At 40.1% G+C, this 22,458-nt stretch carries 21 protein-coding genes; 18 read left to right on the top strand and 3 right to left on the bottom strand.

The window, feature by feature from the left end:
* Window positions 1-502: 502 nt before the first annotated feature.
* The 7 genes from DX933_RS01105 (at window position 503) to DX933_RS01075 (ending at window position 6,390) form a co-directional block, all read left to right on the top strand.
* Window positions 503-1,558: a tellurite resistance/C4-dicarboxylate transporter family protein gene (locus DX933_RS01105; RefSeq protein WP_223805832.1), complete on the top strand. Its 1,056-nt coding sequence runs from the start codon at window positions 503-505 to the stop codon at window positions 1,556-1,558.
* Between the two features lie 31 nt (window positions 1,559-1,589).
* Complete coding sequence (locus tag DX933_RS01100) at window positions 1,590-2,537, top strand: LytTR family transcriptional regulator DNA-binding domain-containing protein (protein ID WP_123314631.1); 948 nt, start codon at window positions 1,590-1,592, stop codon at window positions 2,535-2,537.
* A 164-nt stretch (window positions 2,538-2,701) separates the two neighbouring features.
* A complete protein-coding gene (locus DX933_RS01095) occupies window positions 2,702-3,550 on the top strand; it encodes an ABC transporter ATP-binding protein (RefSeq protein WP_123314630.1) in 849 nt (282 codons plus the stop codon).
* Complete coding sequence (locus tag DX933_RS01090; RefSeq protein ID WP_123314629.1) at window positions 3,550-4,245, top strand: ABC transporter permease; 696 nt, start codon at window positions 3,550-3,552, stop codon at window positions 4,243-4,245. Before DX933_RS01095 ends, DX933_RS01090 begins: the two co-directional genes overlap by 1 nt.
* A gap of 218 nt (window positions 4,246-4,463) precedes the next feature.
* On the top strand, window positions 4,464-4,661 hold the full coding sequence (locus DX933_RS01085) for a cold shock domain-containing protein (RefSeq protein WP_123314628.1): 198 nt from the start codon (window positions 4,464-4,466) through the stop codon (window positions 4,659-4,661).
* 738 nt (window positions 4,662-5,399) lie between these two features.
* Window positions 5,400-6,098, top strand: coding sequence for a class I SAM-dependent methyltransferase (locus DX933_RS01080; protein ID WP_123314627.1), 699 nt, complete (start codon window positions 5,400-5,402; stop codon window positions 6,096-6,098).
* Entirely contained in the window at window positions 6,091-6,390 is a 300-nt protein-coding gene (locus tag DX933_RS01075; protein ID WP_123314626.1) for a hypothetical protein, read from the top strand. Before DX933_RS01080 ends, DX933_RS01075 begins: the two co-directional genes overlap by 8 nt.
* A 4-nt stretch (window positions 6,391-6,394) precedes the next feature.
* On the opposite strand, the gene DX933_RS01070 is transcribed toward DX933_RS01075, so the two are convergent.
* On the bottom strand, window positions 6,395-7,294 hold the full coding sequence (locus DX933_RS01070) for an NAD(P)-dependent oxidoreductase (protein WP_263363159.1): 900 nt from the start codon (window positions 7,292-7,294) through the stop codon (window positions 6,395-6,397).
* Between the two features lie 379 nt (window positions 7,295-7,673).
* Here DX933_RS01070 and DX933_RS01065 point away from each other — a divergent pair, with 379 nt between their 5' ends.
* Both DX933_RS01065 and DX933_RS01060 read left to right on the top strand, forming a co-directional pair.
* A complete protein-coding gene (locus tag DX933_RS01065; protein WP_123314624.1) occupies window positions 7,674-8,369 on the top strand; it encodes a TraR/DksA C4-type zinc finger protein in 696 nt (231 codons plus the stop codon).
* A gap of 142 nt (window positions 8,370-8,511) precedes the next feature.
* The gene (locus DX933_RS01060) at window positions 8,512-8,718 is read left to right on the top strand and encodes a zinc ribbon domain-containing protein (protein ID WP_123314695.1); all 207 of its coding nucleotides are present in this window, start codon (window positions 8,512-8,514) and stop codon (window positions 8,716-8,718) included.
* 434 nt (window positions 8,719-9,152) lie between these two features.
* On the opposite strand, the gene DX933_RS01055 is transcribed toward DX933_RS01060, so the two are convergent.
* Both DX933_RS01055 and DX933_RS01050 read right to left on the bottom strand, forming a co-directional pair.
* Complete coding sequence (locus tag DX933_RS01055; RefSeq protein WP_123314623.1) at window positions 9,153-9,941, bottom strand: zinc ribbon domain-containing protein; 789 nt, start codon at window positions 9,939-9,941, stop codon at window positions 9,153-9,155.
* Between the two features lie 219 nt (window positions 9,942-10,160).
* Window positions 10,161-11,756: a S1C family serine protease gene (locus DX933_RS01050; protein WP_317843062.1), complete on the bottom strand. Its 1,596-nt coding sequence runs from the start codon at window positions 11,754-11,756 to the stop codon at window positions 10,161-10,163.
* 189 nt (window positions 11,757-11,945) lie between these two features.
* On the opposite strand from DX933_RS01050, the gene DX933_RS01045 reads away from it, so the two are divergent.
* The 9 genes from DX933_RS01045 (at window position 11,946) to treR (ending at window position 22,446) form a co-directional block, all read left to right on the top strand.
* Window positions 11,946-12,632, top strand: a complete 687-nt coding sequence (locus DX933_RS01045) for a response regulator transcription factor (protein WP_123314622.1) — start codon at window positions 11,946-11,948, stop codon at window positions 12,630-12,632.
* Window positions 12,629-13,957, top strand: coding sequence for a sensor histidine kinase (locus DX933_RS01040; RefSeq protein ID WP_123314621.1), 1,329 nt, complete (start codon window positions 12,629-12,631; stop codon window positions 13,955-13,957). The genes DX933_RS01045 and DX933_RS01040 overlap by 4 nt, the downstream gene beginning before the upstream one ends.
* 112 nt (window positions 13,958-14,069) lie before the next feature.
* The gene (gene typA / locus DX933_RS01035; RefSeq protein ID WP_123314620.1) at window positions 14,070-15,893 is read left to right on the top strand and encodes a translational GTPase TypA; all 1,824 of its coding nucleotides are present in this window, start codon (window positions 14,070-14,072) and stop codon (window positions 15,891-15,893) included.
* Between the two features lie 185 nt (window positions 15,894-16,078).
* Complete coding sequence (locus DX933_RS01030; RefSeq protein ID WP_123314619.1) at window positions 16,079-16,534, top strand: hypothetical protein; 456 nt, start codon at window positions 16,079-16,081, stop codon at window positions 16,532-16,534.
* 128 nt (window positions 16,535-16,662) lie between these two features.
* Window positions 16,663-17,085 (top strand): hypothetical protein, encoded by a 423-nt coding sequence (locus DX933_RS01025; protein WP_123314618.1) that lies wholly within the window; start codon window positions 16,663-16,665, stop codon window positions 17,083-17,085.
* Window positions 17,086-17,134: 49 nt separating this feature from the next.
* Complete coding sequence (locus tag DX933_RS01020; RefSeq protein ID WP_145962251.1) at window positions 17,135-17,530, top strand: hypothetical protein; 396 nt, start codon at window positions 17,135-17,137, stop codon at window positions 17,528-17,530.
* Between the two features lie 593 nt (window positions 17,531-18,123).
* Window positions 18,124-20,055 carry a PTS system trehalose-specific EIIBC component gene (treP, locus tag DX933_RS01015; RefSeq protein WP_123314616.1) on the top strand — a complete coding sequence of 644 codons (1,932 nt, stop codon included), beginning with the start codon at window positions 18,124-18,126 and terminating at the stop codon, window positions 20,053-20,055.
* An 18-nt stretch (window positions 20,056-20,073) separates the two neighbouring features.
* Window positions 20,074-21,726: an alpha,alpha-phosphotrehalase gene (gene treC, locus DX933_RS01010; protein WP_123314615.1), complete on the top strand. Its 1,653-nt coding sequence runs from the start codon at window positions 20,074-20,076 to the stop codon at window positions 21,724-21,726.
* Window positions 21,727-21,738: 12 nt separating this feature from the next.
* Complete coding sequence (gene treR, locus DX933_RS01005) at window positions 21,739-22,446, top strand: trehalose operon repressor (protein ID WP_123314614.1); 708 nt, start codon at window positions 21,739-21,741, stop codon at window positions 22,444-22,446.
* Window positions 22,447-22,458 lie beyond the last annotated feature (12 nt).

Here is a 22,458-nt window from a genome sequence, read left to right as displayed (position 1 = left end):
TAATGACGCTATGCTGAAGTCTGTAAATTTGTGCCAGTGGAGGCATGATATATAATAAAAGACAAAAAGACCACATAAGGAGTATAGAGGAATAGAGTTGAAAGAACAAACTCAAAATTACCGTATATGATCCGATACATTCGCATATTTCACTATGAGCCGATGTTAGAGATGGAAATTACTTTATCTTGTACATAATCGCTTATCACAGATTAACTGGCTGTAAGACCCCCAATGCAAGAATTTTTGTTGAAAAACAAGAATGGTAAGTGTGGGAGATCAACAGAGGCCTGATTGGTTCAACTAACAATCAGTGGGGGAAGTGCGAAAAACCCCACTGATTGAAGTTTCACTTTTTATCCTTCTGTACCCTCCGTCCAGGGAGGACAGGTATCTTTTTAACGCTGTTTGTCCTATCGATTCGATCCTGTCTGTTCACAAGTTTATGACTGTGATAATCTTAAATAGATATGTATTGGTTATGCAGCAAGGGGTGTAGTCATTGGTTAAATTATTAAAACAGAGTGCAGCACACTTATTTTCCGGATATTTTGCATTGGTGATGGCAACCGGTGCATTGTCCATCTGTTCTTTTTTATTGGGATTTCAGATCTTGTCCTATATTTTGGTAGGCATTAATATAATGGCTTATGTGGGATTGTGGATGTTGACCTTGATCCGAATTCGTTATTATTTCTCAAATATTGTGGAAGATATCACGAGCCATGCAAAAGGGCCGGGATTTTTTACACTTGTGGCAGGGACGTCGGTGTTTGGAAGCCAATTAATTATTGTTGTTGGCAACCATCAGCTTTCATGGATACTTTGGTTTGCAGCAATTATTTTATGGGTTATCATTATGTATACCTTTTTCACAGCTGTGACAATTCGCAAAAATAAGCCATCGGTTGCAGAAGGAATAAATGGTGCATGGCTTATTGCCTCCGTAGGGACGCAATCGATTTCCATTTTGGGGACATTATTGGCACCATACGCAGCCGGTGAAACACAGCGCATCATCTTATTTTTTACATTGGCTATGTACTTTTTAGGATGTATGCTTTATTTAAATATAATTACTTTAATATTTTATCGCTTTACGTTTGTTGAATTTAAATTCGAGGCATTAACACCGCCTTATTGGATAAATATGGGGGCAGTTGCTATTACGACGCTTGCAGGAGCAACCTTAATTTTACAGGCCGACTTGTCGCCATTGGTTAACGAGATAACCCCATTTTTAAAAGGATTTACTTTGTTTTTCTGGATTACAGGTACATGGTGGATTCCTCTTTTGTTCATTCTCGCTATTTGGCGACATTTGATACACCATTATCCTTTTCATTATGATCCGCAATATTGGGGAATGGCGTTTCCGCTTGCCATGTATACGACGAGCACGTATCAATTTTCCAAAGCGCTGGATGTTTCCTTTTTAATGGTCATACCAAAGATTATGTTTGTCATCGCACTTGGTGCATGGATATTTGGCTTTATCGGGATGGTATGGCATATCATCCGTTCCACAAGTAAAAAAAGTATGGAAGATTTACTTTAATATATGTTTTTGTAAATGTGAGGTGTAAACCATGTCATTTGTATTGGAGAACAAAGAAGGATCGGACAATTTGCCTGCTTTTTCGATTACGATACCGCAATCGGAATTAACAGCTATTTATAGTCATGCTTCGGTACAGGCTGCCCTGATACATTATTTTTCGCATGAAAAAAAGCTGGAAATATTTGAGGCGGAGATGGGGCTTTATGAGCGGCTAACCGTTGAAGAAAATGTACGTTTTTATCATAAGTGGTTTGGATCCGAGCTTCCGTTTCCAGAGTTAATGGTAATGTGCAGGCTGCATGTCTGTTCGAAAAAACGGTTAAAGCAACTGACGCCATCTGAATTACGGCGTGTGGCCTATGCTAAATATTTTTTAATGGATGTAGCGCATTATATTTGGATGGAGCCCATTCACGGGGTCGATGTGGAAACAGTGAATGTATTTATGGAGCTGACAGATTATTTAATCAAAGCCAATCAAACCGTACTTGTCGTTGTTTCTAATTTGGAACAGGCCATTATGTTAACAGATAAGGTATACAAACTAAATGAAAATAGTGTGCAGGAAGTACAAACAGAGCAGGAAGAGCAGGCGGTAGAAGTTGCAGCACCGGATCGACACACACCGAGAATTGCTGATTTATTTAAAATTCATGCAAAGCTGGATGACAAGGTTATTTTATTCGATCCAACAGAAATTGATTATATTGAAAGTCAGGAGGGAAAGTCTTCGATTGTCATCAATGATGAATCTTATTTGATGGATTCCTCTTTGGCAGATGTAGAGAAGAAACTGGAATTATATGGGTTTTACCGTTGCCACCGATCTTATATTGTTAATTTGCAAAAAGTAAGGGAAATTATCACATGGTCAAAAAATACATATTCTTTAAAGCTGCAAAATAAAAATGAATCCACTATTCCATTATCGCGTGCAAAAGTACAAGAAATCCAAGAAATATTCAACCTGAAATAGGTACAGTTGAACTCGGAATGGTATCCATTCGCCCTAATTTTGATGATATTCAAGGGCATTTGGGTACCATTCGCTTATTTTTACGTACGATTCACCTGAAAACAGCGGAAAAATATCTGCATTCATTTTATGATGAAATCTGAACGAAAGGGGAGAGCTCAAAAATGGGTCACATTATAAAAGTGAATCAAGTACAAAAAAAGTTTCAACAAACAACGGCATTGGATCAAATTAGCTTTCACGTATCAGAAGGGGAAATTTTTGGCATGCTTGGTCCAAGTGGAGCGGGTAAAACAACTATGATTAAATTAATGACAGGCGAGCTCGGTAAAACGGCGGGGGATTTGGAAGTGCTCGGTAAAAATCCAGATGCATTTCACCGTTCTTCCTATAAAGCACAAATCGGTGTTCTTTCTGATAATAGTGCTTTATATGATCGCTTAAGTGTATTGGATAATTTAAAACTGTTTTGTAAGCTGTATGAAAAACCATTAAGCCGTATAGATGAAGTGCTGGAGCTGGTAAATATGTGGGGAGAGCAGAAGAAGATTGTTTCCAAGCTATCCAAGGGGATGCGTCAACGTGTGTTATTGGCAAAGTCCTTCATTCATCAGCCGAAGCTATTATTCTTAGATGAACCAACATCTGCATTGGATCCCGGGAACACCGCCCATATCCATCGCAGTCTGCGCAAGCTAAATGAAGAAGGAACAACCATTTTCTTGAACACGCATGACATGCAGGAAGCAGCAGATCTTTGTGATCGTGTAGCCTTTTTACATCAAGGGAAAATACAGGAGCTGGATCGTCCATCTGCATTGCGTTATAAATATTCCTCCCATGCTTTTCACATTACAACTTTTGCTGAAGAGGAGCTGGTGATTGAAAATACACCGGATAATGCAGCAGAGGTGGCACAGTTAATAGCGGACGGTGCTGTAAAAGAAATGCATACAGATAATCCGACACTTGGAGATATTTTCTTAAACATTACTGGGAAGGAGCTTGTCTAATGAATGTAAATCGTATTTCGGCCATATTTGAAAAAGACCTAAAAGACTTTACCAAAAACTCTATGCTATTCTTTATGCCGTTGCTGCCAATCATTTTGGCTGTGTTTTATAGTCGAATGGGAGATGGCGAGGATTTACCGCTGTTTGTTATTTATTTGATTGTAGGTGTCACCTATTCTGCTGTAACAGCTGGATTTATGATGATGATGATGGCGGAGGAACGTGAGAAAAACACACTCCGTGGACTTACGTTGTCCCCAGCTTCTTTTATAGAGATTATCATTGGAAAAAGTTTGGTAACCACCTTACTCACGTTTGCTTCTTTAATCATTGCGCTGTTGATCATGGGGATTGGACCTTTATTAAATGCAAAGGCAATGATAGGCCTGATTATCTTATTTTTCTTCTTCTTATTCTTGGGAATTGGTGTTGGACTATTCGTCAAAACAGTAGGAATGACAACCGCATATATGATGCCGCTTATGTTTTTGTTTGGATTTACACCAATGGTTGAGAGTCTTCAATTTGAAGAAGGCAGTATGGTTTTAAAAATATTTGCTACATTCCCAATTTCACAAATGATTAAGTTAGGAGAAGATGGCAGCTGGTCACATATTGGTATCGTATCGTTATGGACTTTAGGAGCAATCGCCTTTACTTACATTTGTTATATTCGTACCCGCAAGGATAGCTAACCTATTTGCATAAATAAAGCAAGTAAAATCGACTTGCTGTAAAGGTTTTCAAAAAATAACATGTAAAAAGCTTGATTTTTAAGTAAGAAAGGGTTAAAGTAGAAGATGCAAAAGGAAATTGAAGTTTGAATAATACTTTACGATCTCTTTATCAAAGCGTTGTAAAAGTATTTGGATTCAATTACTTTGCACGATAATTCGATAAGGAGGTCATTCACATGACTGGTAAAGTAAAATGGTTTAACGCAGAAAAAGGCTTCGGTTTCATCGAGCGCGAAGACGGAGACGATGTATTCGTACATTTCTCAGCAATCCAATCAGAAGGTTTCAAAACTCTTGAAGAAGGTCAAGAAGTTGAATTTGAAATCGTTGAAGGCAATCGTGGCCCTCAAGCAGCTAACGTAACTGCTCTATAATTTAAACGTATAAAGGATTTATCTCTTTCGGGAGGTAAATCCTTTTTTTGTGTGTGAAAGTCATGTTTGGTATAAAGTGAAACTTCAATCAGTGGGGATTTTTGTACTTCCCCCACTGATTGTTAGTTGAACCAATCAGGCCTTTACTGGCTGTTGATCCCCCACTTACTATGCTTGTAATCAACAATAATGCTAGATGTGGGGTTCTTACAGCCAGTTAATCTGTGATAAAGTGAAACTTCAATCAGTGGGGATTTTTGTACTTCTCCCACTGATTGTTAGTTGAACCAATCAGGCCTTTACTGGCTGTTGATCCCCCACTTACTATGCTTGTTATCAACAATAATGCTAGATGTAGGGGTCTTACAGCCAGTTAATCTGTGATAAAGTGAAACTTCAATCAGTGGGGATTTTTGTACTTCCCCCACTGATTGTTAGTTGAACCAATCAGGCCTTTACTGGCTGTTGATCCCCCATTTACTATGCTTGTTATCAACAATATGCTAGATGTGGGGGTCTTACAGCCAGTTAATCTGTGATAAAGTGAAACTTCAATCAGTGGGGATTTTTGTACTTCCCCCACTGATTGTTAGTTGAACCAATCAGGCCTTTACTGGCTGTTGATCCCCCACTTACTATGCTTGTTATCAACAATAATGCTAGATGTGGGGGTCTTACAGCCAGTTAATCTGTGATAAAATATAAGGAGAGTAAGTCATGATGGAGGTGGATGAGTGAATGGATGATTGGAACTGGAAGGAATCGGCGTCGAAGCAATGGGATGATATGGCTCCCGTTTGGAAGCAGCGCAGTGAGAAAATGTGGGAAACAGGCAGCAGAAAAGATATTATTCCGTTTATATCAAAACAACTGGAAAGTGGAAAAAGTGTTTTAGATTTGGGCTGTGGGAATGGCTATGGCTCGTATTTATTACATCAGGCCGGTTTTCATGTACAGGCAATGGATTTATCAGCAGAAATGATTCAGCTTGCCAAGCAGCAATTTCATGCCTTGCCAATTCATTTTTCGCAGGGGGACGCAGCCGCGCCTCCATTTGGAAATCAATCCTTTGATGCGATTATGGCCATCAACACATTAGAATGGACGGAGAATCCACTACAGGTCATCCTGGAATGCCATCGCATGCTTAAAGACTCTGGACTGCTTATCATTGGTTTACTCGGACCAACCGCAGGACCACGTACAAATAGTTATCCGCGTCTATATGGAAAAGCATCCATATGCCATACAATAATGCCGTGGGAGCTGCAGCGATTATGTCAGGAAAATGGATTTACATATGATACAGGCTTTGGTGTATATAAAGCTGCCGTGAACCAAGCAGAAACAGAAAACCTGCCCTTGCAGCTAAAGCAGGCAATATCGTTTATGTGGTTATTTTCCATGCGAAAGGAAGGCGAACCATCCAATGGATAATCAAGAAAGAAATGAACAAGTTATCAAGAATTATCAAAAAGATGAACAAATGATGATTCAAATATACGTGTATTGGTGTTTTCAGAACAAGGTAGACCCAGAAATGCTATATGAAAAAGCTTATCCTGGTCAGCAGCAAAATAAAGCTTTACTGGAAGCATTAGAAGATGTGGATCCCAAGGAAGAGCTGGAGGTTATTCCAACTGCTTCCGTACTGCATGTGCTGCAGCTGTTTGGGAACGATGATCTGGCATTTGAAGTTCAGCAAATAAGTGAGCGGCTGAAAAAATAGTCGCTTATTTGCTAAACAATTTGATCAATGCCTGTGTGCCACTATCAGACTCACCATTTTCCGCCAATTCTTCATAAAGCTGAAGTGACAAGGCTAAACCTGGTGTTGCCAATCCCATTTCTTGCGCAGATTCCAAAGCAATCTTCATATCTTTAATGAAATGCTTAACGAAAAAGCCTGGCGCATCGTCACCACGAATCATCCGTGGCGCCAAATGGGATAAAGACCAGCTTCCAGCAGCACCGGTTGTGATGCTGTCCAAAACGAGTGATGGGTCCAGTCCTGCCTTCTTCGCATAAGATATCGCCTCACAAACCCCGACCATATTAGAAGCAATGGTAATTTGATTACTAAGTTTCGTATGCTGTCCCGCACCAGCTGGACCTTGCAGTAGAATATTACTGCCCATCACTTGAAAAACAGGTAATACTGCATCAAATGCTGTTTGTTCGCCGCCAACCATGATGGCAAGCGTCCCGTTTTTTGCCCCGATATCGCCACCTGATACAGGTGCATCCAGCGCTTGTACGTCTTTTTTCGAAGCTTCCGAAAAAATTCGCTGTGCCAAAGCAGGTTTAGAAGTTGTCATATCAATGACATAGCTACCTGCCTGAACATTTTCCAATATACCTGCTGAACCAAAATAAACAGCTTCAACATCCTGTGGATAGCCTACGATAGTAATAATAATAGAACACTTTCTGGATAAACTGGCAACAGAATCCTCCCAGGTTGCACCATTTTCCAGTAAACTTTCTGCTTTCGATTTTGTCCGTGTGTATATGGAAACAGGATAACCTGCCTGCAATAAATGGTCTGCCATACTTTTCCCCATCACACCTGTGCCAATAAAACCAATTTTTGGTTTTTCCATTGTCATACCTTTCACCTCTTCTGATCTGATGTATTAACATTTCGACAAAATCCTTCAAATTCCTGTTTCATTTATAAAGAAAGTGGAAAGTTTGGCTGACTAGCTTTATCACAATTTTAACTGGCTGTAAGCTACCCACATCAAGAATTTTTGTTAATAACAAGCATTGTTAGTGAAGGCTTGATTGGTTCAACTAACACTCCGTGGGAGAAGTGCAAAAACCCCCGTGGATTGAAGTTTCACTATATCAAATGATGTAGCGTAATCACACCGGTGTGTTCCTTTTTATTTTCAGGATGATATTCCCGTGACTGTCATGAATTGGCTATGGAAATCAAGAATCATCAACCTACTTTGGCACATAGTATAGATAGCAAAGCTAATGTCGAAAGAGGGGAGTGGATGCATCATGATAACAAAACAACAAAAAGAACATTGTAAATCATTGTTGCAGCAGAGACAGACCGAATTAATTCATCTGGTTCAAAGTCATTTTGATTTAAAAAATGAATTTGCTAAAGAATCACTCGGAGAATTATCCAATTATGACAACCATCCAGGTGACCATGGAACAGAATTATTTGAACGGGGAAAGGATATAGCCTTAAATGAACATGCTGAAAAAGAATTAGAAGAAATCAATGAAGCACTCCATGCATTGGAAGAAGGGACATATGGCATTTGTAGCGAATGTGGCGTAGACATACCTTATGAGCGTCTTCAGGCCGTACCAGCGACAGACCGATGTATAGAGCATGCCAAAAAAGATACTTTCAAGCATCAGCGCCCTGTTGAAGAGCAGGTGTTTAGTCCATCCATTAATCCAGATGGCGGGGACGAGGACCAGGTTGGCTATGATGCTGAAGATACATGGCAGGATGTCGCCAGACCCGGGACGAGTGAAACACCATCCGATTTTTACGGAGACCGGGACAATTATGATGAAATGTACCCTAATAGTGATGAAAGGGTAGGAAGCGTCGATGAATTAGAGGATTTTCTAGCAGCAGACGCAAATGGTAAATACATCGGTGCGGCCTATCGCCATAAACAATATGAAGCAAGAATCGATGATGATGAACAAACAGATGATGACGATATATAATTCCAAGCCTGTAGAACATGTTGAAAAAATTCTACAGGCTTATGTCGTTCATGAAATATTTTTTTGCGGAAAATTGAACATACCCCAGTAAATGAAGTGTAAAATAGAAGTAGGAGTACATAATAGAATGGGAGAGTTCAGGATGGAAAAAGAAAAGGGATGCTATAAATGTGGAAGTATGAATGCTGCTCAGAAAGAAGTCGCGATGACCGGAACCGGTCTTTCAAAAATGTTTGATATCCAGCATAACCAGTTCATTGTCGTATATTGTGAGGATTGTGGTTACTCAGAGTTCTACCATAAGAAAAGCTCTACAGGTGGTAACATATTGGATCTATTTTTGGGATAGGTTGGATTGGAAGGTTTGACCGTGTGAAGAGGGTCATTTTTGGTTTCTAAACGTTGGAATGAAGCTGCCCTTTTTTCGTTGTGAAAGAGAATCTGGCATTCCTTCGTTGTGCTCGAGTTAAATAATTGGATTGAATCAGGATAATATTAGACTCGCGTGTGGGGCGAGTAAAAAAATCGTACTGAATCAGGTAAAAAATCGCCTCGTGTGGGATTCGAGTAAAAAAATCGTACTGAATCAGGATAATATTAGCCTCGCGTGGGGGGCGAGTAAAAAAATTGGATAGAGCCAGGTTGAAATTCTCCTCGTTTGAGGGTCGAGTAAAAAAATCATACGGAATCGGAGCAAAATTCGTTTCGAAGATGAGAGAAAAAATAAAACACACCTCAAGGGCCGGAATAGAATCCGTCCTTTGGGGTGTGTTTTGAATGGTATTAGAAACCAAATCCGCCCATGATTCCGTCGAAAAGGCTGCCCATGAGCATGTTCATAAATGATTGCATCAAAAGACCGAATGCCAATAAATTTATGATATAAATCCCAATGAGTACAAAAATCTGATCGAAGCCATTTTCTTTATGTTCCAATACGATGAATGTTGGGATGGCCAGTAATGGGCCAATGATACTAACCATCATCATAAGTACCGGAATCCAAGGTAGTTGGATAAGACCTAGGATTGCCCCAAGTACAAACAAAATCAAAAATGGAGTAAGGTATGCGCCATATTTGGCAAACACACCTGCAATGGATGTATCTCCCGCTGCCAGCTTAATACCGCCAAAGGTGACAAAGCCTACAATGGCAAATAAGATTAAGAACTGGATGAAAGGCAGTAGAAAAGAATCCACAAAGCTTGGGCTGCTAAATAGGCCACTAAAAGCAGCGCTTAACATAATGTATGATGAGAGCGAAATAATTAATGAAAATAGTACAATTGAAATAATACCGGAGACTATTTCTTTCGCATTCATGTCTTTCGCCTTACTAGGCTGTTTTAGTAGTGTTAGGAAAAACGTACCAAAATTAGCGCCCGCCTTTTTTATTTTTTCAACAGATTCATTTGGAGGCAAGTTTGTTTGCTCCTGTGTCTTTTGTTCTGTTGGTGCAGCAGGTGTAATGGTTGGATCACTTGTTGCTGCAGGTTCTTCTGTAAGCTGTGCGCCACAGCTTGTGCAAAATTTTCCCGCTTCTGTCTCGTTACCACATGTTGGACAAAGCATCATTCTCACTTCCTTTATCTTTTTATATAACTATATGCACAGTTATCTGTGCTATCATACATTCGACAAAATCTCTAAGAATCCTTGTAATTTTTCAATAATGAGAAAAAAGACCTATTTAAAATGAAGCAAAAGAACCACCTTATTCACAGGGGGGTGAGTGAAAAAGGTGGTTCTCATTTATATAAAGTATGACAATGTCATACGGATAACGTCATGTTAAATTGATTGACGTTCTTTCAGCGTTAGTTCAACGGTTTGCTTTTGACCATCGCGATAAACCTCAACTTTGATGGTGTCACCAATGGATGTTTCAGAATACATATACTTCCGTAAATCCAAAAGGGTTTGAATATCTTCACCATTAATTTTGGTAATGACATCGAATTGTTTCAATCCGGCTTGATCTGCAGGTGAGCCATTTTCGACATCGGCAATGACCATACCGCCAGTTACATCATCTGGAAGCTGGATTTTACCACGGAATTGCGGTGGTACTTGCTCTAATGATGCGGTGCTAATGCCGATGAATGGTCGAGCTACTTCACCCTTGGTCTCCAATTGATTGATGATTGGTTGAGCCGTGTCAATCGGAATAGCAAATCCAATACCTTCCACTTCTTCTTTGGCAATTTTCATCGAGTTAATCCCGATTACTTCTCCTTTTGCATTGACAAGTGCGCCACCACTGTTACCAGGATTAATAGCAGCATCTGTTTGAATTACCTCTGTCACCCAGTCTGCTTGGCCATCTCCATTCGTGTCTACTTCAATGGAACGGTTCAATCCACTAATAATTCCTTTTGTTAACGTATTGGCAAAATCCATGCCGAGCGGATTACCAATGGCAATTGCCGTCTCGCCTGATTGTAATTTTTCGGAGTTTCCGAGTTTTGCAACGGTATCGATTTTTTTACCATCGACTTCCAAAACAGCTAAGTCAGTTAATTCATCAGATCCTAGCACCTTTGCCGAGATGCGTTCGTCATTATCCAAGACAATTTCCACTTCTCCTGCGTTTGCGACTACATGATGGTTGGTTACAACATATGCTTTTCCATTTTCTTTTTTGTAGATGATACCAGATCCAGAGCCTGTTTCCTCACTGCCGGACCAGATATCTTGTTTTTGCATATTGAGTACACCGACAACGGCCTTTGTTGCTTCATCAATACCGCTAGCTGTTTCTGCGTCCTCTGAAGCCATCGTTTGAACAACACTTGGGGAAGCATCTTGTGTTACTGTACTCGAATCATTCCCTGTGTCTGTAACAAATGGCAGCATATTATTTGCTACAAGCATGAGTACTGCAGCGGCTGATACAACTCCACCAGTTATGCCACCAACGAAGGCGCTCATTCCAGAGCGTTTTGTTTTTGTTCTTTTTTGCTTTATTGGTTCTGTTTCCTTCGCTGGCTCCTGTGGCTGCTTGTTAAACTGGATATCATCATATTGCATTTCTTCAGGTTGACTCGAATATCTGGCTATCGGTTGTTCGGGTGCTGCATGATGCAAAGTATCTTGATTATTTGCCCGATGTGATTCGGACATCGAGCTATTGTTTTCATCTGCTTGATTGGACCTAGGCATTGAATAATTTCCATCCCCTGCTTGGATTGGCTCGGTCGCTGAGTCCATTTCATGATTTTCTTTATTTGATTCGTTCACTGCATTGTTTTCATCCTGATATTTTTCCGTAATGGGTTCTTTCTCAGATCCTGAAGATTCCATTGATCCGGCTGAATTCATTTGCGTGGAATCGACTGCATCCTTTCGTTCTTCCTTATCAGGTTGCCGATTTGTATCATGATCCATGTTAACCATCCTTTCGTTAGACATGTATGTGTATGGTGTTTGTTTGCTATATGTTTATCTTACCCAGTGTAGTTGGCACAGCTTAGGGATAATTATGTAAAAAGTGTGTAAAAGCTATTAATAATTGCCTAACGTCTCGTTACATGTAAAAATAAAGAAAAGCATTGTGATCTGAAAGGAGTGCCAGCTATGGGCCAGACAATCGGAATTGTGGAGGATGATCCGAACATTCAAAACATCGTATCCGCTTTTTTAAAGAAGGAGGGATATGATGTGATTGTTTTGGATTCTGCAGAAGCTGGAACAGCATTATGGGAAACAAACCCTCCGGATATGTGGATACTCGATATTATGCTGCCCGGTATGAATGGGTATGAATTTTGTAAACAAATTAGAAATGAAAGCGATGTTCCCATCATCATGATTTCAGCAAAGGATGAGGAAATCGATAAAATATTAGGGTTAGAGCTAGGTGGCGACGATTATTTAACCAAACCTTTTAGTCCAAGAGAGCTGGTCGCTCGTGTAAAACGATTATTCAAGCGCTCCCAGCCTTCCACTGGAAACATAGAGCAGGACAAGCTGCATGTTGGTTCGTTACTTATTTATAAGCAAGAGCGGCGTGTATTTTGGGAAGGGGAGGAACAAGAAATTACAACGAAGGAATATGATATGCTGCTGTTATTTGCGGAGCATGTGAATCGAGCTTTTTCCAGAGAAGAGCTGCTGCTGCGAATTTGGGGGGAGGATTACTTTGGTAGTGATCGTGCCGTCGACGACCTTGTAAAACGGCTGCGGAAAAAGTTTTCCAATATGCCGCTGGAAACGGTATGGGGATTTGGGTACCGATTACGTCATAGTGAGGAAGCACAATGAAGCTGCAATATCAGTTGAATGCCGCGTTTACAGCCCTTTTGTTAGTCATCTTGGCGGTAACTGGATTTTTTATTCATTCCTTAATTATGGATTTACTCGTGCAAAATGAGCAAAGACAACTGGAGCAACAGGGTGAAATACTTGTTAATGTACTGAACGAACAATATGGAACTGGGCAGAATAAGCAGTTTAGTGAATTTTTGGAGGAGCAAAACCTGCAGCTCATTTTATATGATCGTGCTCAAAATGCTGTCCTTTTTTCAACGATGTCCAATCAGGTTGTGAAAGGATTCATTCGCAATAATAATATTTTAGATACGAGCGGCAAGCTGTGGGAATATGGAAAAGATAAATTTGTTACATCGCGTATTTTATTTTATCCGGAGCATACCGGGGTAGAATTAATATTATTAACACCTTTGAATGATTTACGCGCTGTTCAACAGAGCTTTGTGGCTCGATTGATTCTTGTATTTATTATTGGTGCGATTGCAGCAGTTATCTTAAGCTACTTCTTAACGAATAAGCTGGTTACCCCGCTGACACGCCTAAAATGGCAATTGAAAAAAATTGAGAAGCGACAATTTGACCAGATTGAACCGATCCGTGCGACAGGGGAGATTAAGGAAGTTGCCCAAAGCGTATACGATATGGCGAATGAACTGCAGCGCTATATCCAGTCACAGCAAGTGTTTTTTCAAAATGCGAGCCATGAGTTAAAGACTCCGCTCATGACAATCCAAGGCTATGCTGAAGGAATTAAGGAAAAGGTTTTTGATGCACAGGAAACGGATAAAGGTCTTGAAGTCATTGTGACAGAAGTGAATCGACTTAAAACAATTATTAATGAAATGATTTTATTAGCCAAGCTGGATAGTGAACAGACAGCCTATCAGCCGATGAAGCTAGATGCAGCTGCACTAATGAAGCAAGTGACAGATCGGGCCTTGCCGCTTATCAATGAAAAAAACATTGAATTGAAGGTGGATGTGGAGGACCAGCTGCAGCTTGATGTAGATGAGGAAAAGTTTTTACGTGCCTTACTGAATATTACTTTTAATGGAATCCGCCATGCCCATACGATGGTTCAAATTCATGCGTATAAAGACCAGCAAACCAAACAAATTATCATTGAGGATGATGGACCGGGCATTTCCGAAGCATTCATCCCACATATTTTTCACCGTTTTGTAAAAGGTAAGAATGGCGAAACCGGGCTTGGACTAGCGATTTCACGTGCAATTATAGAACAATCCAATGGCACCATTGCAATAGGGAAATCAGAACTTGGCGGAGCTAAATTTACCATCACGCTTCGAGGATAGGGTTGTTTTTGGAAAAAATATCAAAAAATAATTGATTGTTCTTTTTAACGGAGCTTGTATGTGTTATAATAATCTAGTTTGATTCATTCGTTATTTATAGAGGAGCGTTTTTATGCAATTACGAGAAGATATACGGAATATTGCCATTATTGCCCACGTTGACCATGGTAAAACTACCTTAGTGGATCAGCTGTTGAAATATGGTGGAACATTTCGTGATAATGAACAAGTTGAAGATCGTGCCATGGATTCCGGAGATATCGAGCGGGAACGTGGTATCACCATATTAGCAAAAAATACGGCCATCCAATACAAAGGAAATACCATCAACATCATGGATACGCCAGGTCACGCCGATTTCGGTGGGGAAGTGGAACGGATTATGAAAATGGTAGATGGTGTGGCACTTGTTGTAGATGCTTTTGAAGGAACAATGCCGCAAACACGCTTTGTTCTGAAAAAAGCATTGGAAGCGAAGTTGACGCCAATCGTCGTGGTAAATAAAGTGGACCGTCCCAATGCTCGCCCGACTGAAGTGATTGATGAAGTACTTGATTTATTTATTGATCTTGGCGCAGACGATGACCAATTGGAGTTTCCAGTCGTATTTGCATCAGCATTGAACGGAACATCTGGATACACACCGGAAGAACAGGGAGCGACCATGGACCCAGTGTTTGATACAATCATGGATCATATTCCTGCCCCTGCTGATACACGGGATGATTTCCTACAGCTACAGGTTACACTTTTGGACTACAATGACTATGTTGGTAGAATTGGTGTTGGCCGTGTTGCTCGCGGGAAAATCAGTGTCGGACAACAGGTTACGGTCATGCGGACTGATGGTTCCACAAAGAATTTCCGTATTTCAAAATTACTCGGTTTTATTGGTTTGAAACGAATTGAAATTAAGGAAGCCGTAGCTGGGGATATTGTTGCTATTTCCGGCCTGGATGATATCAATATTGGAGAAACAATTTGTCAGCCAGAGCATCTGGAGGCATTGCCTTTGCTTCACATTGATGAACCAACCTTGCAAATGACGTTTGTCGTCAATAATAGTCCTTTTGCGGGTAAGGACGGTAAGTTTATTACTTCTCGTCAAATTAATGAACGTTTGATGAAGGAATTAAAAACAGATGTAAGTCTACGTGTAGATCAAACGGATTCCCCAGACGCATGGGTCGTTTCCGGTCGCGGCGAGCTGCATTTGTCTATTTTAATTGAAAATATGCGCCGGGAAGGCTTCGAACTGCAGATTTCAAAACCACAGGTCATCATCAAAGAAGTAGATGGTGTAGAATGTGAACCGATTGAGCGCGTTCAAGTCGATGTGCCGGAAGAATATACTGGTGCGGTCATGGAAGCGATTGGTACACGTAAAGGTGAAATGCTTGATATGGTGAACCATGGAAATGGACAGGTTCGCTTGGAATTCCGCGTGCCATCTCGCGGATTGATTGGCTATGCAACAGAATTTATGACCCAAACACATGGTTACGGCATTTTAAACCATACATTCGATGCCTATGAACCAGTAGTAAAAGGAAAAATTGGCGGCCGTCGTCAGGGTGTGCTTGTTGCACTTGAAAACGGAAAAGTCTCGACGTACGGAATTATGCATCTGGAGGATCGCGGAATTATTTTTGTTGATCCAGGTACAGAAGTATATGCAGGTATGATTGTTGGCGAGCACAACCGAGAGAATGATTTAACGGTTAACATTACCCGCGAAAAACATTTAACCAACGTTCGTTCAGCAACAAAGGATCAAACAGCGACCATCCGTAAAACAAGAGATATGTCACTGGAGCAGGCAATTCAGTATTTGAATGACGATGAATACTGTGAAGTTACACCTGAAAACATTCGTTTGCGTAAAAAAATCCTTAACCAAAGTGAACGGGAAAAAGCAGCAAAACGAAATAAATAAAAAACGAAAGCACCCGGCAAGGAGTATGATTCCTTGCCGGGTGTTTTTTTGGTAGCTATAAAATATATGATGGGGTAAGAGAAAACTTTTGTCGATAAACCATGAAATAAAAGGCATATTTATCTATGGAGGATCCGGAATATGTTTGTTAAGCTAATATTATTAAATATGGAAGGATGATGATTTTGAAAAAGTCATTCGGTAAATTCATTTTTATTTTCGTTTTGGGATTCTTTGCTTTCTTCAATGCTAAGCCTGTTTCTGAGGTATTAGCTTCACCCCCAGTTTGTGGGATAAAAAGTACTGAGGTTAATGGGATTTCAGATACTAGATATCACATCGATGATATAACTATTCAATGTAATCCCACTCAAATATGGGGTAGTATAAAATCCACTGCAAGGTTAACTAACGATACTGGAAGAGTATATAACTATGAGAAGTCCGGTGGTATTAGGCAACGTAATGCTGATTTTGATAGAATGCCAGGGAAGCCACAATCAACTGGAGATAGTGGAGTTATATTGAAAAAATATAATGGAAAGACTGTTACCTCTTATACTAGTAAAGACAATTATCCTTCGCTCAGATATCCAACACCCAATAATAGTAATTATACAGATAAGGTAAGATATAAGTAAATCACTAAAGACAATTTATTTTTAGAGTTTATAAGTGAGCATCTAAAGTACATTAATAAATTATTGTATTTAGGACGATAGCAAAAGAAATGAATCATTTATGTGATTATGGAAGGGATAGTAATAGGATGAAACTTGCCATTTGGGATCTTGCCCCTCATTTAGTGGGTGAAGTCTATGATAAAGCATTTGATTTCAGTGATAAAGGATTAAAAATAGTGCTGGAAGATTTGCACGAAAACAAGGCAGTTATCACATATGATAGTGAACAAATATTGGGGTTTCGGTATGCCGAGGAAACATCGAGAAATGATCTTGTTCCTTTGGTGAATCAGGCGTATGAGCTTGCTAGATTCCATAAAGGAAATACCGGCTGTTTTTATAAGGCAATTCATTCGGAATATAACGCTTGGCTTGCAGCAATGTCAGGCAATGAAAACAAGTTATTGCAAGCAGAGCATCATATTTTTTTCACGATGGACAGCGTTTTCGAGGTGCTCAGTGATAAGGAACCACATTGCTTGAAAATTAACCGTGAAAGGTCTGAATGATATGAAACAAAAACTGCAATCATGGCAACCTATTAAGGATGTGGGGGAAGTGTTCCAATCATCAATCAGTTATCAACCTAAAAAAGGTTTGCATTTAAAAATAGAGGATACATCTGGTTATCACATTGATGTGATGTATGACCGTATTTCAGCAATTCAAGATTATATTTGGACATACCGTTTTACGAAAACTTGTGATCGAAAAGATATATTGGATTTGGCAGATGTTGTTGAACAAAGCAAACAAACGTCTGATCGAGCAAATCATATTTTTTATAAAATGCATCAATCCAATTTTCTTGCTTGGTACGATTCATTGCCTTGGCTTGGCAGCAAGGATATTCCTGGTGTAGAGCATCACCTGTATATATGTGGAGAATACATTTATGAAGTAATCAGTGATTATGAACCTTTATTTCATGCAAGTCGAACTAATGAAGATTAACATAGTCACTTTGCTTTTCAATAGTACAGCATATTTATGAGGTTACCAAAGTGAACGGGAAAAAGCAGCAAAACGAAATAAATAAAAAACGAAAGCACCCGGCAAGGAGTATGATTCCTTGCCGGGTGTTTGATTTATAGTGAATAAACCGTATTTAAGTTACGTGACATAATGAATTTTCCAAATAGGAGTAAGTTAAACGTGATTTAAGTTACGTGACATCATGAATTTTCCAAATAGGAGTAAGTTAAACGTGATTTAAGTTACGTGACATCATGAATTTTCCAAATAGGAGTAAGTTAAACGTGATTTAAGTTACGTGACATCATGAATTTTCAAATAGGAGTAAGATAAACGTCATTTAAGTTACGTGACATCATGATTTTTCCCAAATGGAGTAAGTTAAACCGCCACATGAGGCAAATTGAATTTGTTTTCTTCTACAAGCCATGAAATATTGTCTTCAACAGGTTAGTATTTTGAATTTTTAGGGAAATGGAAAAGAATGATATAAAATTTTGCTTGTATAACTTGTCTATACAAGTTAAACTAACATGTATAGACAAGTTTCAAAAAATAAAGGAGGATTGAATATGGCGAAAGAATCAATATTTTCTCCGTTGAACGGGAAAGTTATACCTTTAGAGTCTGTTCCAGATCCTACGTTTGCGGAAAAAATGATGGGAGAAGGAATCGCAATTGAACCAAGTGATGGAAAAGTTGTGTCACCTGTAAATGGTAAGGTGATTCAGGTTTTTCCAACGAAGCATGCCATTGGTTTACAAACTGAAGCTGGTGTGGAGATTTTAATTCACATTGGTTTGGAAACGGTTGCTTTAAATGGGGAAGGCTTTGAGACCCATATTTCAGAGGGCGATGAAGTATCAGTTGGTGATCCACTTGTAACATTTGATATGGATTATATTTCGAAACATGCTGCAAGTACCATTACACCAATTATTTTTACGAATAAGGACACGTATTCCAGCTTGTCTTTGACGAAGGATCAAACTGCGAAAGCTGGAGAAACTGTCATTGTCGAGGTAGAAGCAGGAGCGAGCAGCAAAGAAACGACCTCCGCTAAACCGTCTGCATCACCTACAAACGGAATGCAATACAGCAAGGAGGCACAGGAGATTGTTGCGGCAGTTGGTGGAGAAGAAAATATCCAAGCTGCCACGCACTGTGTGACAAGGCTGCGATTTGCACTTGGCGATGAGGATCAAGTTGATAAAACAGCATTGGAAAATATGGATATCGTCAAGGGTGTCTTTTCGGCCAATGGGCAGTTTCAGGTCGTTATTGGTCAGGGGACAGTGGATAGGGTATATCAAGCAATGGTGCATGATACTGGAGTAAGTGAGGCTTCAAAGGATGATGTGAAAGCAGCATCAGCGAAGAAGCAGAATATCTTACAGCGTGGGATTAAAACATTGGCAGACATCTTTATTCCAATTCTTCCTGCGATTGTAACAGCTGGTTTACTAATGGGAATAAATAATATATTGGCGAACAAAGGAATCTTTTATGAAAATCAGACCTTTATCGAGGTCCATGAGCAATGGGCCGGATTAGCCGATATGATTAATATTATCGCCAATACAGCATTTGTGTTTTTGCCGGCATTAATTGGTTGGTCGGCAGTAAAACGGTTTGGCGGCAATGAATTACTTGGAGTAGTATTAGGACTTATTATGGTACATCCAGATTTACTGAATGCATGGAGTTACGGGGAAGCACTGGAAGAAGGCGGCATCCCAACTTGGAATTTATTTGGTTTGGAAATTGATAAAATAGGTTATCAAGGCCAGGTGTTACCGGTTTTATTCGCCTCCTGGATATTGGCGAAGATTGAGATTTTCTTAAAGAAACGGGTTATGGAATCGTTGCAGTTATTGATTGTAGCACCAGTTGTATTGTTAGTTACTGGATTCTTAACGTTTATCATTATCGGACCAGTGACATTCACCATCGGAAATTGGATTACAGACGGATTGGTAGCTATTTTTGATTCTTATGCATTACTTGGGGGACTTGTTTACGGTGCCATTTATGCACCACTTGTTATTACGGGAATGCACCATACATTCCTGGCGGTGGACTTGCAGTTGATTGGTAGTACTGGAACAACCTTCTTGTGGCCAATTCTGGCACTGTCCAATATTGCGCAAGGATCGGCCGCTTTTGCGATGATGGTGGCTGCAAAGAATGAACGGTTGCGTGGATTATCACTCACATCGGGAATTTCTGCATGGCTTGGAATAACAGAGCCGGCAATGTTCGGGGTGAATTTACGATTTAGATATCCGTTCTATGCAGCAATTGGCGGGACAACCATTGCAGCAGCATTTATTACGATGCAGCATGTGAAAGCAACATCGATTGGAGTCGGTGGTGTACCAGGGATTCTATCCATTGTACCAAGTGGATGGTTAGCCTTTGGAATCGGCATGGTTATCGTGATTATCGTGCCATTTGTATTAACTTATTTTCTAGCACTACGTAAAAGAGCAGAATTGGAATAATTCAAGGAGGTTTTATTCATGCAAGAAGCATGGTGGCAGCGGGCAGTCGTCTATCAAATTTATCCAAAAAGTTTTAAGGATACCACTGGGAGTGGGACAGGCGATTTGCAAGGCATCATAGAAAAACTCGATTATATTCAAGCGCTCGGTGTCGATGTGATTTGGCTTACCCCTGTGTACCAATCGCCGCAAAATGATAATGGTTATGACATCAGTGATTACTTTTCGATTGATCCAGCCTATGGAACGATGGAGGATTTTGAGCAATTATTGGAGGAAACACACAATCGTGACATGAAGCTCATCATGGATCTGGTGATTAATCATACTTCAACCCATCATGAGTGGTTCCAGGAGTCAGCGCAATCCAAGGATAATCCGTTTCGGGACTTTTATATTTGGAAGGATGCTGGAAATGATGGAGAGATGCCAAACAATTGGAAATCCAAGTTTGGCGGGCCTGCCTGGCAATGGGATGAACAAACGGAGCAGTATTATCTTCATTTATATGATAAAACCCAAGCAGATTTAAATTGGGAAAATGATACACTGCGTGAAAAACTGTATGATATGATGCGATACTGGGCAAAAAAAGGTATAGATGGATTTCGTTTAGATGTTATTAATCTTATTTCCAAACATCAGGATTTTCCAGATGACAATCAAGGAGACGGCCGTCGTTTTTATACCGATGGGCCACGTATTCATGAGTATCTTCATGAAATGAATCAGGCTGTATTTAAACCACACGGGATGATGACGGTCGGTGAAATGTCTTCAACAAGCATAGAAAGCTGTGTGAAATATACCAATCCAAAACGTGAAGAGCTTGATATGACCTTTCAATTTCATCATTTAAAGGTGGATTATCCAGAAGGGAAAAAATGGACAAAGGCACCATTTGATTTTCTGGAATTGAAGCAAATCCTATCTGATTGGCAGGTGGGGATGCATGAAGGAAAAGGTTGGAATGCCCTTTTCTGGTGCAACCATGATCAGCCGCGAATTGTATCACGTTTTGGAAATGAAGGACCGTATCGTGAAATGTCCGCGAAAATGCTGGCAACGACGCTACACATGATGCAAGGGACGCCGTATATTTACCAAGGTGAAGAAATTGGCATGACGAATCCCAATTTTACTTCATTGGAGCAATATCGCGATGTGGAATCCCTGAATGCCTATGAGGAAATGAAGGCTGCTGGTGTGCCAGAGAAGGAAATACTGGCCATTCTTCAGCAGAAATCAAGAGATAATGCACGAACACCAATGCAATGGACTGATGGGGAGCATGCGGGATTTACTACAGGTGAGCCATGGATTCCGGTGGCAGATAATTACCATGACATTCATGTGAAGCACGTCGTTCAGCAGCCTAACTCTATTTTCCAGCATTATCAGGCACTTATCCAATTGAGGAAAAAGTATGATATGATAACCCATGGAGACTATCAATTATTATTGGCCGATCATCCACAAATTTTTGCATATACGCGGAGCTGGCAAGGTGAAAGAATGCTTGTAGTTAGTAACTTCTATGCAAAGGATGTAGAGGCATCGTTTTCATATGGGCAGGGTGAAGTGCTGCTTTCAAACTATCCGGATTCATCTACGGATTTAGATAGAATAACACTGCGCCCATATGAGTCGGTGATATATAAAGTCAATTAATGGGGAATCAGCATGCAGAAATATAGAAAAATTTATCAGGATATTGTTTTGAAAATCATGAATCGACAGTGGCAGCATATGCTTCCTTCTGAGCACGAGCTGTCCCAAATGTATGAAGCATCCCGGGAAACCATTCGCAAGGCACTCGCACTGCTTTCGCAGGAGGGCTATATTCAAAAAGTTCATGGTAAAGGATCACTTATTATTGAAAAGCAAATGTTAGACTTTCCTGTTTCGGGTATTGTCAGTTTTAAGGAAATGATGCATAAGCAAGGCATAGAAGCTACTACCTCTGTGGAATTATTAGAACAGGTCCAGGCAGATGCGTATCAAGCAGACTGTCTGGACATATCAGTTGGAACTTCTATGTGGCAGCTTATTCGCGTGCGCGAAATCAATGGCGAGAAAGTCATCCTTGATTTGGATTATTTGAATCAGGAAATAGTTGAACAGCTGCCAATGGCTGCCTGTCAGGATTCTATTTATGAATATTTGGAAGGCCAGCTTGGATTGGGGATTAGCTTTGCTCAAAAGGAAATTACCGTGGAAAACCCGACAGCGCATGATATCCAATTACTGGATATGGAGGGCTTTTCCAATGTAGTAGTGATTCGGAGTAAGGTGTATTTGGAGGATGCGCGTCTGTTTCAATTTACAGAATCAAGGCATCGTCCGGATAAATTTCGTTTTGTGGACTTTGCGAGAAGGGTACACGGATAACGGTTCCATGCC

The organism is Ornithinibacillus gellani (assembly GCF_003730295.1).
Taxonomy (GTDB): domain Bacteria; phylum Bacillota; class Bacilli; order Bacillales; family Amphibacillaceae; genus Ornithinibacillus_A; species Ornithinibacillus_A gellani.
The sequence above is the reverse complement of the archived record's forward strand: the minus strand, read 5'-3'. Positions and strand labels throughout refer to the sequence as shown.